This is a genomic window from Flavisericum labens, from assembly GCF_045446075.1.
Taxonomy (GTDB): domain Bacteria; phylum Bacteroidota; class Bacteroidia; order Flavobacteriales; family Flavobacteriaceae; genus Flavisericum; species Flavisericum labens.
Genome location: NZ_JBJJBQ010000005.1, coordinates 278,031 through 294,921, shown reverse-complemented (window position 1 = coordinate 294,921; position 16,891 = coordinate 278,031). Strand labels below are relative to the sequence as shown.

At 35.1% G+C, this 16,891-nt stretch carries 12 protein-coding genes; 11 read left to right on the top strand and 1 reads right to left on the bottom strand.

Translation table 11 applies throughout. The features are described 5' to 3' along the window. Nucleotides 1–2,634: hypothetical protein (locus ACIEHO_RS10920; RefSeq protein WP_406971583.1), on the bottom strand; the 2,634-nt coding region annotated here is incomplete at its 3' end. Nucleotides 2,635–2,933: 299 nt separating this feature from the next. Between ACIEHO_RS10920 and ACIEHO_RS10915 the strand changes: the two genes are divergently transcribed. The 11 genes from ACIEHO_RS10915 to ACIEHO_RS10865 all read left to right on the top strand — a co-directional run bounded on the left by ACIEHO_RS10915 (nucleotide 2,934) and on the right by ACIEHO_RS10865 (nucleotide 16,887). Further along, on the top strand, nucleotides 2,934–3,611 hold the full coding sequence (locus tag ACIEHO_RS10915; protein ID WP_406971581.1) for a DNA-binding response regulator: 678 nt from the start codon (nucleotides 2,934–2,936) through the stop codon (nucleotides 3,609–3,611). Between the two features lie 19 nt (nucleotides 3,612–3,630). Then, nucleotides 3,631–4,056: a prepilin-type N-terminal cleavage/methylation domain-containing protein gene (locus tag ACIEHO_RS10910; protein WP_406971579.1), complete on the top strand. Its 426-nt coding sequence runs from the start codon at nucleotides 3,631–3,633 to the stop codon at nucleotides 4,054–4,056. An 8-nt stretch (nucleotides 4,057–4,064) separates the two neighbouring features. Then, on the top strand, nucleotides 4,065–4,529 hold the full coding sequence (locus ACIEHO_RS10905) for a hypothetical protein (RefSeq protein WP_406971577.1): 465 nt from the start codon (nucleotides 4,065–4,067) through the stop codon (nucleotides 4,527–4,529). 4 nt (nucleotides 4,530–4,533) lie between these two features. After that, nucleotides 4,534–5,943: a GspE/PulE family protein gene (locus ACIEHO_RS10900; protein ID WP_406971575.1), complete on the top strand. Its 1,410-nt coding sequence runs from the start codon at nucleotides 4,534–4,536 to the stop codon at nucleotides 5,941–5,943. 30 nt (nucleotides 5,944–5,973) lie between these two features. Further along, nucleotides 5,974–8,175 (top strand): type II secretion system protein GspD, encoded by a 2,202-nt coding sequence (locus tag ACIEHO_RS10895; protein WP_406971573.1) that lies wholly within the window; start codon nucleotides 5,974–5,976, stop codon nucleotides 8,173–8,175. Then, nucleotides 8,175–9,383, top strand: coding sequence for a hypothetical protein (locus ACIEHO_RS10890; protein WP_406971571.1), 1,209 nt, complete (start codon nucleotides 8,175–8,177; stop codon nucleotides 9,381–9,383). The genes ACIEHO_RS10895 and ACIEHO_RS10890 overlap by 1 nt, the downstream gene beginning before the upstream one ends. After that, nucleotides 9,373–9,885: a hypothetical protein gene (locus ACIEHO_RS10885; RefSeq protein ID WP_406971569.1), complete on the top strand. Its 513-nt coding sequence runs from the start codon at nucleotides 9,373–9,375 to the stop codon at nucleotides 9,883–9,885. Before ACIEHO_RS10890 ends, ACIEHO_RS10885 begins: the two co-directional genes overlap by 11 nt. 188 nt (nucleotides 9,886–10,073) lie before the next feature. Next, nucleotides 10,074–10,922, top strand: coding sequence for a DUF4007 family protein (locus tag ACIEHO_RS10880; protein WP_406971567.1), 849 nt, complete (start codon nucleotides 10,074–10,076; stop codon nucleotides 10,920–10,922). Continuing rightward, entirely contained in the window at nucleotides 10,915–14,145 is a 3,231-nt protein-coding gene (locus tag ACIEHO_RS10875; protein ID WP_406971565.1) for a hypothetical protein, read from the top strand. The genes ACIEHO_RS10880 and ACIEHO_RS10875 overlap by 8 nt, the downstream gene beginning before the upstream one ends. Further along, nucleotides 14,138–15,277: a phosphoadenosine phosphosulfate reductase domain-containing protein gene (locus ACIEHO_RS10870; protein ID WP_406971563.1), complete on the top strand. Its 1,140-nt coding sequence runs from the start codon at nucleotides 14,138–14,140 to the stop codon at nucleotides 15,275–15,277. The genes ACIEHO_RS10875 and ACIEHO_RS10870 overlap by 8 nt, the downstream gene beginning before the upstream one ends. After that, complete coding sequence (locus ACIEHO_RS10865) at nucleotides 15,274–16,887, top strand: hypothetical protein (protein WP_406971561.1); 1,614 nt, start codon at nucleotides 15,274–15,276, stop codon at nucleotides 16,885–16,887. The genes ACIEHO_RS10870 and ACIEHO_RS10865 overlap by 4 nt, the downstream gene beginning before the upstream one ends. The last annotated feature ends 4 nt before the right edge of the window (nucleotides 16,888–16,891 follow it).

Sequence of the window (16,891 nt, the reverse complement as noted above, 5' to 3'; positions counted from 1 at the left end):
CTTGTTGTTTATGGGCACCGACACATCCTCAAACGGGTACTCGTACTCTGTCCGGATTACCTTTCCGTCGCTGTTGGTGGATTCTTGTGTTTTGGTAAGATTGTGCAATGGCTCGAAAGTAAAATTTTTGGTTTCCGTTAGATAGGAGATGCCATTTTCATCAAAATATTCTATCTCTTTACTGTACATATTTGCCGCACCGGAAACAAATTTTCGTAATCCATAACCTATTGCAGGGTCCGGGTGGTCCTTTTCAATATCGAATCGATCTCCTGGATTCAAACAACAATCTCTGTCCCAGTAAAAGTATATATGGCGGAAAGTTGGCATGTCCCAAGCTATATTGTTTAGCGTATAACCCGAACCACAATAATAATTAAATGTCTCTTTTAAAATTTTTTTATAGACTCCATTAACGTTCTTAAATTGTGTCTTGTAGGCTATTTTGCCTCCTTTAAGCAAAATTTGGGGTGAGATGTTATTAAATGGCGCAATAAAAACTTTAGGGTAATCCATGGTCAATGCCGTCCCCCATCGGCCCGTGAATTCCTCTGTGATATTATCATTGTAGCCGTTGGGGTCATCTATGGAACGATATTTCGGATGGTAAACATATTCCGTTCTTAAATTTGTGTTGTTGTTTTCTCCCGTGTATTCGTTTACCACATCATAAGAAACATAATTGCCTCCGAAAGCACTTGACCCCAATGTTGACTCCGAGTTAAACTCACGTGTTCTGTATTGCATTGCATTATTATTAAAAAAAACACCGTCATAGGTATAATCCCACATCGAATACACCTTCATTTCATTAACGGTATACCTACCGGGCCAAAAAGCCTGGTTGAGATACCCGGCTCCGTTGCCATTTTCGCCATATTCAAACGACTTTACGACCCAATCTGTCTGGTTTTGGCTCGGTTTATTTGTTATTTTTTTTATCCTCAACCCTGGACCTTTTTTTATATTTGAACCGTCCTGATAATAGTTATTCTCATACTCAAAAACTGTAGTGCCCTTTGTTGGGTAAGTAATGGATTTTAGCATGCCATATTTAAGAGACTCTAAATCAGGATCCCTGTTTACCGACTGTCCTATTATTATATCGCACCCATAGCCACCATTGTAACAACCTGACGGTATATCAGGTAACAGATGTATTTCCTGCTCCGGCAATAGATCTGTGGTGTTACAATTTAGATATCCCCACCAATCCTTCAAAATTGAACCTCCAAACAACGCATTTGGTAACGGGGTCGAACTTGGCGGTTCGTAGTAAGAGAAGTTATATTCTTTAAAAACTTTATCTCCCGATGTCGTCGGGATTAACATTTGAAAACCATTTAGGTAACGCATGTAATTTTCATTCTCACCAATAGTCTGGATGAACTTGAATTTATATGGGGTTTTACCACTTAGGTTTATTTCAGTCAGTTTTTTTCCCCCATAAACATTTTCATAGCTAAAATCTAGCACACCGTTTTTAAACACTATTGAGCTTAAAACAGGAACTTGGTATTCGGAGGTTTCTGTTAAACAACAAGTTGTAAGACCAAGATCATGGTCAAAAACAGAACCCCATAAACTAACCGCGAAAGGATCTACTGGATCTGGGTTTTCTTGGAAATAATCATTTTTGTCTTCAACATTAATGCCCGAATGTTCAACCAGATCCTGTTTAGTCACCCTTTCTATACGAGTTGCTGTTTGTCTTAAAATGTTTCCGTCGTAGTTAAATGAAATTACATCTTGCTTATCGGCAGATGTAATACTCTTTAAGTACCAACCTGTAACAAAATGATCCCAACCACTAACTGGAAAGCGAATATTCTCGGACGTTTCATATTCAATATAATCCTCAGTATTTTTTTCTCCAAAATGATATATGGTACCATCTAAATCGGTAATTGTTATTTGGGTATAAGACTCTGGATCGTTATCATCTTTGCTCAGTTCTATTTTTAAAGGGGTATAAGGCATGGTCATCACCTTCTTTACCCCATTTTCATTCTTCAGTATAAATTTTCCAGTCCTACCAGATGGTAATTGATAATTGAATATATCATATTCACTGTCATAATAGGTATCTAATTGACGCTTTTTACTACTTCCGTAATTATTATATACATAGGTGAAACCAATTACACTGGAATACAACAGTTCATCAAATGAAGGCACATGTGTATTGTCGTAGTTGTTGGTTGAGAAAATCGGTTGAGAAATGTCATTACCAGGAACCTCATATGTGGTCAGTCCACTCCACTCATCGGGATATCCCTGTATAGTACGTGTTACTATACCACCTGTATTCAATACCCAACGCATTCCTAAAAACCCGTTCATTTCGTTTTCGCGCCTTCCCGAAGCATGAAAACTCATATCAATTGGAAGGGTCAAAGACCCCGATTTTATGGTATAAACAGGTACTCGCATATCTACCAAACCCGTATTATAGTTTACCGGATAGTCGCCATAAAGAGTGAAAGCACTGGCATTTGGAGAAGGATCTGAAAAACTCTCAAGTTCTGGGTAATAATCTTGTGCATTTGAAGAACACAAACCTCCTAAACAAAGGAATAATGAAATATTAAAAGTAGCCTTATATAGGTTGGTAATTAGCTTTTTCGTTTTCATGCGTTATTATGTTATGGTTTATCAAAAAAAACTTTTATAAAACTAGTAAGTTAGTGCACATAAAAAGTAATGGAACACCATGAAAAAAATAAGGTTTAGTCTTTCACTCCATTTTTTTATATTAGCCCTTAACCCCTCACTTATCAGAAATATTTTAGCACCGGTTGACGCTAAAAAACAGCCTTTACACAAGTAAGGATTTCCCTTACTTTATTTTAAGATTATATGAATAGATTTGTTGCACCTGCATCAAATCAAATAAATACTAATGGCTTTTTTTGACTTTGAATTTGTAAGTTATGACCAAACAACTAAACACCTTAATTATTGAAGACCACCCATTTATCATTGAAGGCTATAAAAGGGTATTGGAAACTATTTCTGCCGAGCATGGTGCAATCGATTTCAAAATCTCCTCAGCAGGCAACTGTGATGAGGCCAATAAAGAAATAAAATACGCAACTAACCATTATATTATCGACTTAGTATTCTTGGATATCAGCCTACCTCCATCAAGAGACAGAAAACTAATATCGGGGGATGATATTGGGCTAAAATTAAAATCTCTATTTCCAAATGTTAAGCTCATTGTGGCAACCCATTTAAACAATAATTACAGATTGGTTAATATTTTAAAAACTTTAAATCCAGACGGTCTGCTTTTAAAAAGTGAATTGACCTTTAATAATCTTAAGGAGGGTGTTACAAATGTTATCAACGATGTACCATTTTACAGTAGGCCGATATTAAAATTGCTCAGGCAGCATGTCTCCAACGACTTTAATTTGGATGACATTGACCGTAAAATGTTATACCACCTATCGCAGGGTGCAAAAACTAAAGAATTAACCGAGGTGGTTCATCTGTCACAATCTGGTGTAGAAAGCAGAAAACGGAGGCTCAACCAAATATTTAACAACGAAAAAAAGTCGGACAAAGCCCTTTTGAAATTGGCTCGCGAAAAAGGCTTTATATAGCAGTAATACAACAACGAAAATGGACAAAGACAATTTAAAACGTAAGAGCTTAACCAAACTCCCCGCCTATAACCTCCAGGAGATACTCATCGTACTAGTTATTATAGGTATTCTGCTACTCTTGGCATTGCCCAATTTAATGCCCTTGATTAGTAAAGCAAAAAGTATCGAAGCACAGACCCAGTTAAAATATATCTATAACTCCCAAACATCCTATCGGTTTATGTACTCCAAATACGCCAGCGATTTAAACGATATTGATTTTGAAGCGCCAAAAACGGTCAAGGACAATGGTACGGCCAATTACGTTTACGAAGTTATGGAGGCAAGCAATAATAGCTTTAAGGTGCGGGCCACGGCCATTACCGATTTTGATGGGGATGGCGTATTCAATGTTTGGGAAATTGATGAAAACGGCAATCCAAAACAGACTGTAAAAGATTGATCCTAGCCATGAAAATTATATTGATAATCACTTTAGGAGCTATCCTCTACCAAGATGTTAAGGAACGATTGGTCTATTGGTTTTTATTTCCCATGGTTGCCTTGTGCTTAGGGATGTTGTTCTATTCCAATGTGATACCCCAAATGTTTTTTGCTTCAGTTTTTATGAATTTAATATTCATTGCCATCCTACTTTTAGTGGTGCTTCTGTATTCCAAAATCAAATTAAAAACCAAATTCAATACGGTTTTTGGTTCAGGGGACATTGTATTTTTCTTGGCCATGGTCTTTTCGTTTTCGACAATAACATTTATGATACTCTTTATAAGCGCATTGATATTTTCGCTTGTACTGCATTTGGTGGTAAAAAATAAGCAACGAAGTGTACCCTTGGCTGGCTACATGAGCTTATTCTTTGGGTTGGTCTATTTGGGCTATTGGTCGGGCATTATAAAATCCATTTATCGATTTTAATGACATGAGAAAAACGGATTTTAACATACCCACCGATTTAATACAACTCATCAACAGTGAGCAGGCCTATCATTATCAAATTGTACCGATATCAGCTCACAATGGGAGCCTGACCTTTAAATCGGACAACCCTTCAGATGCCCTGAAACAAGAATTACAGGTGGTTTTGGGAAAACACATTGAACTGGTTCCCGAATCGGCTGAAAACATCCAACAGTACCTCTCAACCAATTTTAGAAAGCAGCGGCATACCCAAAAAGAGGATTTGCACTACACTTCCGATTTTCTCGAAAAATTATTACTGACCGCCAAAAACATAGGAAGCAGTGACATCCATTTTGAACCTTATGAACACCGTTGCCGGGTACGTTTCCGATTGGATGGTAAGCTTAAGGAACAGTTTTCCATTGCTCTTAGCGAATACCCCGTGATAGTCAACAAACTGAAAATCAAGGGCGGATTGGATATTTCCGAAAAACGATTGCCCCAAGACGGGCGCATTACCGTAAAAACGCATACTGATGAATTTGACATTCGTGTATCCAGCTTGCCCACACTTCACGGTGAAAAAATAGTGCTCCGTATCCTGAGCAAGGACGCCGACCATATCCAGTTGGAAGATTTAGGCTTTACGGAAAAAGAACTGAAAACCTATAAAGAGACCATCAAAAAACCGAATGGTATTGTATTGATTTCGGGGCCAACGGGTTCGGGAAAGACCACAACGCTGTATGCGACGCTCAAATTGCTGAACGACGACAAGACCAATATCGTCACCATTGAGGACCCTATCGAATATACCTTGGAAGGCGTCAATCAAGTGCAGCTCAAAGAAAATATCGGTCTCGATTTTGCCAGTACACTCCGAACCTTTTTACGTCAGGACCCCGATGTGATCATGGTCGGGGAAATCCGGGATGTCAAGACCGCCAATATGGCCATCCGTGCCGCATTGACCGGGCATTTGGTATTGTCCACCGTGCATACCAATTCGGCCTGGGCTACGGTATCCCGGTTGATTGACATGGGCATTCCCGCTTTTTTGATTGCCAGCACCTTAAACGTCAGTGTGGCCCAACGCTTAGTGAGGAAGCTTTGCCCCAACTGTAAAAAAGAAACAGCTATCCAAACTGATACCTTCCCACAAAACTTTGTTTCTCCAAAAACATTAAAAACGCATTATATCGCTGTAGGTTGCAATAATTGCTACCACACCGGCTATCAAGGCAGAAAGGCTATTTATGAAATCATTCCAATTGATAAAGATTTAGTGAACCACATCAAAAAAAATGATTTGGAAATTGATGCCTATTTAATTGAAAAGGATATCAAGACATTAAAAAGCAACGCTATCGATTTGGTTGAACGCGGCATCACGTCTGTTGAAGAAGTATATGCCTTGCTTATTGATTAAGGCAGCTACAACCATGAAGAAAAAATTTTTATGAATAAACAACTATATATTTTCTTTTTACTGATTTCTTTTATGGGTTTTGCCCAACAAGAGCACCCACGCATACAGACCATAAAAAACCAATTGGACATCCTTGCCGTTGACAATGCAGGTCTAACCGAAGCGGTAAAGACCGAAATCAACGTCAGCAACATCACACTGTCCAATTTTTTACTGGCGGTTTCCAATGTTCACAAGGTCAACATAAACCTGGCTCCGGAGCTCAACCAGATTACTTTGGTCAACAATTTTTCAAATGTTACCGTGGCCGACCTATTGGTATTCCTCTGCAAGGAATATGATTTGACTATCGATTTTACGGGAAATATCCTTGCCATAAAAAAGTACTCACCTCCTGTTGAAGAACCCAAAGAAAAAGTCATTCCTGTTCAATTTCGTCCCAACGACTCCACCATTAGCATTGATGCCCAAGGTGACAAGCTTTATGATGTATTCAAGCGCATCATGGATGAATCTGGTAAAAACCTGGTATTTGCCCCTGGTATGGAAAACAAACTGTTGACCTCCTACATCAAGGATATGCCTTTTGAAAGTGCCATGGATAAACTGGCACTGGCCAACCAACTGTTTGTGGAAAAGACCAAGGATAATTTTTATGTTTTCGAAGACGCGGAAACAGACGCAGGGACGCCCCAACAATTCAGCAGACGAAACCAAAGTAACTTCAAGGTATTGGATGCCTACAGAAAAGTGTTGGAGGTTGATTTTAACAATACGCCCATAGCCAACATTATCGCTGATATTGCACAACAGCTTAACCTTAATATTTTTACGGCCACTCCTTTAGACGAAGCGGGCACAGTGACCTTTAAAACCGAATCTATTCCGTTTGATGACTTGCTCATCAAAATGTTCGAGTCGCAAAACAACCAAGTGCCTGAACCTGGTCCTAATCGGGAAAACACCCCCAATGGCAACCGGGCCAACCCGAACCAAAACACTTCTAGTCCAAATTTCAGTTCGGCATTGTTTACGTTTAAAAAAGAAGGCGACACTTATTTCTTCGGTACGGAAAACCAATTGAGCGTTCGTTCAGTAGAAATTATCCACCTTCAGCACCGTTCGGTAGAACTATTGGCCGACCCTTCTGGAGGCTACAGCTCCAGAACGGCTGGCAGAACCTATGGCGGAAGTCAAATGGGGTATAATAGCGGTTATGGTAATTCCAACTCGAACAGAAACTTCAACAACTCGTACGGCAACAATTCGGGAATAAATAATGGTACGAATAGAACGCCCATAAATACCGGCACAAGAACCAGCTTTAGCGATTCTGGGACTAAGGCCGAAGCGCTTTTGAGCATTCTTCCCGATGAAATTACCCAAGATCTGGAGGTGAAAATCGATTTTGAGCTCAATAGTTTTTATGTCACGGGCACTGGTGCTAATATTGAGCGCTTTAAGACCTTTGTGAAAAAAATTGACAAGCCCGTTCCCGTAATTTTGATTGAAGTTATGCTCATTGAGGTGAGCCGAAATGCTACAATTGAAGCAGGTGTAACCTGGGGGCTTGGTGATGAGCCCATGAAAACCAAAGGCGGTATTTACCCTACAACGGATTTGACCCTCGGCGCCAAGACCATTAATAAAGTGCTCAATGGGTTCGACGGTTTTGGACATGTCAATATCGGAAAGGTCGTCCCGAACTTTTTCGCTACCATCAAGGCCATGGAAAACAATGGCAATATTAAAATCCGTTCTACACCCAAACTATCGACACTCAACGGACACCGGGCTACCTTTTCCAACGGACAGACCTCCTATTATGCCGTGACACAGCGTAACATTTATGGCACGGACAATCCCCAAACCTCCGAAATCACCAATTACGAACCTATTGACGCCGAACTGGGACTCACCATTAAGCCCATGGTATCTGGTGATGGCCAAGTAACCTTGGATGTATTCGTGGTCCAGTCCAGTTTTGGGCTACGTGTCGCCGAGGATGCCCCGCCCGATTTAAGCTCACGGGAGTTTACCTCCATCATTCGGGTACGCGACCAAGACATCGTAGTACTTGGAGGACTTGAAGAACAGGAAAAGAACGATTCGGGGTCTGGTGTGCCATTTTTGGCCCGCGTTCCGGTCATCAAATGGCTGTTCAGTAAACGCAAACGAACCGATTCCAAAGCCAAGCTTACGGTTCTTATCAAACCAACGGTCATTTATTGATGCTCGAAAACCTAAAAACATATTTGCTCTACAACAACCGTTTTTGCGGTGTTGAACACAGTTCGAAAACTGGTCAGGATTTCATATATGCCACTGTTTTAAAAAAGTCCAAAACATCTTTGGATATAGAGCAAAGCTTCCAGGCTACTTCAGTAGAAGAACTGGCCGAAAAGCTAAAGAAAAAGCAGGCTGCTTTTTTGGTCATAAACGACGATAACGTATTGACCAAACAGGTTTTGGGTCGACTTTCTGATGCCGACAAAATGGTTTTCAATGCTTTTCCAAATATCAACCTAGAACATTTTTATTATGAAATAATTAGTCAAAAAAACACAAACTTTATTTCCATTTGCCGAAAGGATTATTTGAATGGGTTGGTTAAGGAATACCAAACCAAAGGAATAAACATTATTGATGTTTCGTTAGGAAACTTGGTGGTTTCTTCCATTTCCAGCTTTGTTGAGCAACAAACTGTATTCACCTCAAATGCAAAAGTCTCATTTGAAAGCAGAACTATTTCCAATATTGAAAATCATCAAGACGTAGAAACCTCTTCCTACAACATCAATGGACTGGAAGTGGAGAGCAACTATGTACTGTCTTTATCATCGGCATTGATCATGGCGCTGCAACATATACACCCCATCACCAATTTTGATGCTTTAAAAATTGATTTAAAACAGCATTTCAATCAGTCCAGGTATGTGGCACAGTTCTCTAAAATAGGATTGGTCTTGATATTGGGCATCCTATTGGTCAATTTTTTTGTGTTCAACCATTATTATAATGCAGTAAGCACCTTGCAACAAACTTCGCAGGTTAATCAAGCGACGAAACAGACCTTGCTGAAACTGGATGAGGAAGTGAACAAATCCCAAAAAATGGTGGAGGATATGCTCAAGAGCAGCATCTCCAAAAGCTCTTTTTATATCAATGCCATTATGCTGAGCCTTCCAAAATCAGTTTTATTATCGGAACTGGACTATCAACCTTTGGCCAAAAACATAAAAAAAGATAAACCCGTGGAACTGAAACCCAATACCATCATCATCGCCGGGGAGTCGAACGATAGCGAAGCATTTTCGAAATGGTTGGTCGAACTTGAAACCATGGATTGGGTCGGTTCCGTTGAGATTTTAAATTACGGGGACGCTTCACAACAAATCTCAAACTTTAGCCTTACAATCAATATGAACGATGACGATTAAGCAAAAAAACATAGCGTTGGGCATTGGTTTTATCATCGCATTGATAACCTGTTACCAATTGGCCATTTTAAAGACCATTGTGGTAAAACAAGAATACAATGCCCTCAAGAAGCAGGAAACCCTGTTTGAAAACACCCCGAGACAAATCTCCTTGCTGAAACAGAAGCAAAAATACTACGATTCGCTGCTGACCAAATATCAAATTAACGGGAGTTCACTTCAGAACAACCTTTTAAAGACCATCAATACAGTGGCTGACAGCTCCAACATCAAAGTGGTTTCGTTTTTGGAACCGCATGTCATCCTCCAAAATGATTTAAAGATAAACACCCATCAATTTACTTTGGAAGGCGATTTCAATGCCATACTAAAACTCATCCACAAACTGGAACAGCACACCAAATTTGGTGAAATCACCAACCTCCATTTTGAAAAGAAAAAGAATTTTAGAACCGGGAAACATTATTTACAAGCTTCTTTGCTGTTGAAAAGTTTTGGGTAAATTGAAAACTTGCTTTTATAACAATTCTCATAATGGACTTACTGCAGCCGCTCTGTAAATTCATTGTTCCAATAAGTATCAATTAATATTTGTTATTGTTATAATCAGAACCTAACTGAACTCTTCTTGCATAAAAAAAATCTACTTAAAAGTTGTACTTTTACACAAAATGACAACATATAATAAATATGAGTGATAAACTTGTTTTTTCAGGCCACGAAACTTTCCATTGTAAGGGGCTGTGGTTGAAAAAAGGATATGATTTTGTTGAAAACAATGGTAGATTTGTAGATCAGGCATGTATTGATTTGGGAGTGGGTAGAAACATGGTTAGTTCAATAAGGTTCTGGTTGAAAGCTTTCAATGTTGTTGATTTTGAGAATGAAAATTCTACTGACATTGCAAACTTTCTTTTTAATGAAAGTAATGGAAAGGATAAGTATTTAGAAAACGAAACGTCTCTCTGGTTGCTGCATTACTTGTTGATTGTGAGTAATTTCTCCTCTATTTATTCCATAATATTCAATGAGTTTAGAAAACTAAAACCAGAATTTAGTAAAGAAAATTTTATTACTTACATTGAGGGGGTTGATTCAGATCTTAACCAGAATACATTAGCTAAAGATTTTTCAGTCTTTTTAAGAACCTATTATTCAAAAAGCGAAAAGGATATTGAAGATAGTTTTTCTGGAATTTTATCTGATCTTGAATTGATTCAAGAGATAAAGAGAAATCATTCTACAAAATATATTATCCAGAACAATAAGCAAGAAGACATTCCAATAGAGCTAGTATTATATGTCATTTTGGAAAATGAAGAATATGGTAAATCCATAAGTTTTAAAAATCTTTATAGTGATTATAATAGTGTGGGTAATATTTTTGTTTTTTCGAAAGAGCAGCTTGAAAAAAAACTCATACTTATTTCTGAGAAGTATGAAGACATTGTATATTCAAATGAATCTGGGGTTAAAGAATTACAATTTAAAGGTAAAAAGCCAAATTCTTTTGATATTTTAAGACAATACTATGAATAACATAAAACAGTTATCTTCGATAAATATAATTAGAGATCAAGACAAGTCTATCCAATATATTCCTACTGGAAATTCCGAACGCATTGCTAATTTTATATTAAATGAATTTGACAAAGGTGTTCACAGCTTTAACATCATAGGCTCTTATGGCACAGGTAAATCTTCGTTTTTGTGGGCTTTTAGTAGAAGTATCTCTAATTCCAACAACGATAATTTTTTTGGCTTCAATTCCAACGCCATAAAGAATTGTGAATTTATTAATGTCGTTGGAGAGTATAACTCACTTATATCATATTTTAAGACATATTTTTCCATTGAGAACAAGTTGAAAGGAAATCAAGAGATATTTGATTGCATTTATCAGAAATATGAAGAGGTAAATAAGCAAAATGGTTTGTTGGTTATTTGTATTGATGAGTTTGGCAAATTTTTAGAGTATGCATCTCAACATAATCCTGAAAAGGAAATGTATTTTATTCAGCAATTAGCAGAATTTGTTAATGATTCAAGTAGAAATATAATATTACTGACATCTGTTCATCAAGCAATAGATTCATATTCGAATGGTTTAACTGATTCACAAAAAAATGAATGGAAAAAAGTAAAAGGAAGACTTTGTGAAATTACATTTAATGAACCAGTTGAGCAATTACTTTATTTAGCATCACAGCATTTTGGATCGAAATATAAAGCTACTAAAAAGTATAATGGATATAACGAAATCCTGAACAAATTAAATCAAAGCAATAATTGTTTTTCAATATCTAAAGAGTATTTGAACAATATAGGAAACAATCTATTTCCTTTAGATGTTTTCTCTGCAATTACTCTAACTTATTCTCTACAAAGATATGGTCAAAATGAAAGGTCATTATTTACATTCTTAAATACTTCTGATCATTTAGGAATAGAGAGTTTAAAAGAAGGTGATTTATTTGACCTGCCGAAACTCTATGATTATTTATTAGTCAACTTATATTCAACTTTAGTTAGTAAACATAATCCTGATTATTCACAATGGGCATTAATAAAAAACTCAATTGAACGGGCTGAAACAAATATTGAAGAAAATCAAAATTTAGCGCTAGACCTTCTAAAGGTTATAGGTTTGGTTAATCTTTTTGTAAGTAAAGGAGCAAGTATTGATGATTGGTTTTTATCAAATTATTTGTCATATAAGTTCAGTTCAAATGATATTGAAAAGACTCTGAAAAGTCTAACAAAGCTAAAAATCATTAGGTTTAACAGCTTTAATAACTCCTATAAGCTTTTTGGTGGTACAGATATCGATATTGAGGACGCTATCTTAAAAGCAAGTAATAATATTGATGAAAATCTTGATATAGTTTATAGGTTAAATGAGGCATTTGATTTTCCAATATTAACAGCTAAAGAAACTTTATATACTACAGGAACTCCGAGACTTTTTAAATTTAATATTAGTGAAAATCCGTCTTTTGAAACGCCTGTTAATGAAATAGATGGGTTTATTAACCTAATATTTAATGAAAAATTGATAGACAAGGACATTGTAGAAAAAACCTCTAATAAAGACTTACCAATTCTTTATGGTTTATATAAAAACTCATCAACGATTAGGAAGACACTGTTAGATATTGTGAAAACAGAAAAGGTTTTAAGTGAAGTTGACGTCGATGACAAGTTTGCTAAAATAGAGCTAAAAAATATCATTAAAAGTCAGAAATCATTACTAAACCATTATGTTTTGGACTCTTTGTACTCAAAGAATATTGAGTGGTTTTTCAATGGGGAAAGACGAATAATTAAAAGTAAGCAAGAGTTAAACAAGATACTTTCTGAAATTTGTTTATCTATTTACCCATATGCTCCTAAGATCAATATGGAGTTAATAAATAAGCATAAGGTATCAGGAGCAATAAACTCTGCTAGAAAATCATATTTTAATAGATTAGTTAATAATTGGAATGAAAAGGATTTAGGTTATCCTGATGACAAGTTTCCTTCAGATAAAACAATCTATTGGAGTTTAATTAAAAATAACGGCATTCATAGAGAAGAAGACGGAAGTTACATATTAACTTCACCTAATTGTGATGATGAAAATTTTATTAGAGTTTGGCAAGAATGCGAGTTGTTTTTAAATGAGGCTAAAAAAGAACAAAGACAAATTACAGATTTAATCAATACCTTAAAACAGAAACCATATAAACTGAAGCAAGGTGTTATTGATTTTTTAATACCAACCTTTTTATTTGTAAGACGAGGTGATTTTGCACTTTACAATATTGATGGAGGCTATATGCCTTACATTAATGAAACCATTTTATATTTAATAACAAGAAACCCTAATGAATATTCAGTCAAGTCATTCGAACTTGATAATTTACGACTAAACTTATTTAATAAGTATAGGGTATATCTAAATCAGAATAAACAGGAGTCGATGTCTAATGAGTCTTTTATTGAGAGTGTTAGACCATTTCTAGTTTTATATAAAGGACTTACAGAATATTCAACAAAAACAAAAAGACTTACACCAGAAGCTTTGGAATTAAGGAATGCAATTTCCAAAGCGAAGGATCCTGAAAAAATATTTTTTGAGCAGTTTCCAATAGCATTAGGATATAATGTCAAAGAATTAATTCAAAATGAACAGTTGTTTGATGAGTATATTATCAAGTTTCAGAGAACAATTATTGAAGTAAAAGATTCCTATAAGGAACTGTTAAATCGATTTGAAAACTTTTTAAGAATTGAAGTTTTAGGGATTAAGAGTGATTTTCCGCAATATAAAACACAGTTACAAAAAAGATTTAATTCATTAAAGGAGCATCAGATTTTACCTTCTCAAAAGACATTTATGTTAAGAGTAAATTCAGAGCTTGATGACAGAGATAGTTGGTTAAATTCAATCTGTTTTTCATTGTTGATGAGGCCTTTAGACAGAATATCAGATAAAGAAGAAGATATTTTAAAGGAGAAATTAAGTTTTACTGTCAAAGAGCTGGATAACTTATGTGATATAAAAAATGTTAACTTTGATGATGAGGAGGAAGAGGTTTATAAAGTAGATTTCACTTCTCAAGACCTAGGCTTAAAAAACCATCTGATACGTATTTCTAAACAACAAAAAGAAAAGGTTGAAAAGTCTATTGCAAAAATTAATAGTAGTTTAGGGGACGACAAACAGTTGAGAATAGCTGTCTTAACAGAATTATTGAAAAAAGAATTAAATGAGTAAACTAGATCATGTATTAGGCATTTCAGGCGGAAAAGATAGTGCGGCACTAGCAATCTATTTAAAAGATAAGTACCCTAGTTTTAATTTTAAATACTATTTCACAGATACAGGAAAAGAGTTAGATGAGACTTATCAATTAATAGATAATTTGGAGAGTTATCTAGGAATTGAAGTAAATAGACTGGAGGATGAAAAAATTGCAAGTACAAATGAAGACCCTTTTGATTTCCATTTTAAGTCTTTTAGGGGTTATTTGCCTTCTCCGCAAGCAAGATGGTGTACTGCATTAATGAAGTTGAAACCTTTTGAAAAGTTCGTTAGTGGTAATCCAACGGTGTCTTATGTAGGTATTAGAGGTGATGAGCAGCGAGAAGGTTACATATCTAGAGAAAAAAATATTCAATCCATATTTCCATTTAGAAGAAATATATGGAGTCAAGATGTATTGGAAAAGATATTTACTCCTGAGAATCAAGAACAATTATTGACTTATTACAGTCAGTACTTAAAAGGGAGTAAATTGGATAAGGTTGAAGCCATTTTTTCAAAACCAATATCATTTAATAGAAATTACAGATTAGAGAAAGAGCGGATTATAAAAGAAAAACTAGATGCGCTATTAGGCTTCGGCGTTGCAGAGTATAACAAAAGTGTTTTTCAGTTTCTTAAAACTACGGATTACCCATTGTCTATAGAAGATGATTACCCTTTGTTAGAAAACGAAGACAATTTAGTGCGAGCTGATATTTTTAAAATACTTGAAGATAGCGGAGTTGGTGTACCAGCATATTACAACAAAGTAAAGTACGAAGTAGATGGTCAAGTTGGCGAATACGCTAGAAGTAGATCAGGTTGCTATTTTTGCTTCTTTCAACAAAAAATAGAATGGGTTTGGCTATACGAACAGCATCCTGAAAAGTTTAAGGAAGCAATGAAGTATGAGAATGAAGAGGAGCATTTCACGTGGATTCCAAACGAGTCTTTAAAAGAACTGATGGATCCTAAAAGAATAAAAGAAATTAAATTAGACCATTTAAAACGTACAAACAAGCATAAATCTAAAAACTCTAAATTTTTATTAGATATATTAGATGATACAGAAAGTGATGCTTGTACTGCTTGCTTTATATGATAATTACTGAACTCAATAATAGGTGTCATCAATCTCACATAACAACTAACTCTGAATTATTTTTTGATTTTTTAGGATTTGAGATTATTTTATCAATTGAGTTTGTTGATGGATCAGATTTAGATGTACTTGAAAGTTTTATGTCTGTATCTGAATACTTGGACTTATTTCAAAAAAAAGGAATAGAGATATTGTCTATTAATGTTTCTCATCATGAGTATCTCGGTTATAGGGAAGATATTCCTAAATATTCTGACCCGCAATCTATTTCTTTTCAAATGTTTTCTTATTTGAGAACGCTAAATAAGATAGATAAAAACATGGTATTAGATTATGGGATTTTTATAGATAATCCTGATCCATTTTGCTCAACTCAGCCCAATTATTTTTTTAAAATTGAGCTAAATTGTAATGAAACAAATATTATTGAAATAGTTGATGAGCTAGACAAAGTCAGAATTGATTACTTACCACCAGATTTCTATTGGATTTTCTATAAGAAAAGTTTTCCTTTTGATGATAATAGTTCTCCAAAGATATTGACTACTAATACAAAAACTAGAAGATTAGGTTATTTGAAGCTGTTGAATGAATTTATTCAAAATGAGAAAAAAATACCCGAATCCAGAATTAACAAAAAGTTTGAAGAGTTTTCGACCTCAGATTTAATTGATAATCAACTTTTAAACTATACAGACAATAAAGGTCGCATAAAAAAAACAAGTTCAGGAATTTCAGCTTTACCTTATATTACACTTGCCGAAAATTTAGAGTTATTAACTAAGATTAATAATATATATTCTGAAGGAAAAAGAATGAAGGTTTACAGGGTTGTTAATGAGAAAAACATTAACAAATCGAGTAATGTTTTTAACTTGTCTTATTTTGACAAACTTTTTTTTGTCGAAAGAATTTTAGAGAATGATTTTTTTTATTTGTCAATCCTGTTAGAGTTATTATATATTAATCAATCAGTATCATTTGAAGAGCTGAAAACTATTTATCAGAATAGCATTTTAAACCGATTAAATTATTATTTGAAGGAATTGGCTTTAAAAGAAAAAACTAAACGTAAAATTCAGTCAATTAGAAAAAGAGTTTTGAATTGGAAAAAACCTGAGGTGTATTTGGAACATATTATTATGCCTAGAATAAATTGGTTGGTTGATTTAGGTTTTGTTTTTGATAATAAAAAAAGTCGAGAATTTGAAATAACAAAAAAAGGTGAGAAATATATGGCTCATATTTGTTGTTGGTATGACCTTGAAACTGCCTTTATAATTAACCCTAGTGAGTATGTCAATAGATTTGTGCAACATTCATACGCTTATTCTAACGATGATTCTTTTAAAACTGAGAAAGTTAGTATTGAGTCGCTCAATACTCACATAGAATGTTATATAGATGAAAGTTTTGAGATATTTAAAACATTAGCACCTAATAGAACTACTTTATCACAAGCTGTGAATTACACAAAGTATATGATTTTCTTAAATTATGGTGTACCAGTAGAATATCAATATATTGTAAACTATTTAAATAATAACAAAGAAAAATATATCTATAAATATCAGAATCAGTATAAAGATGGATATATTCAAAAAAGATAAATAA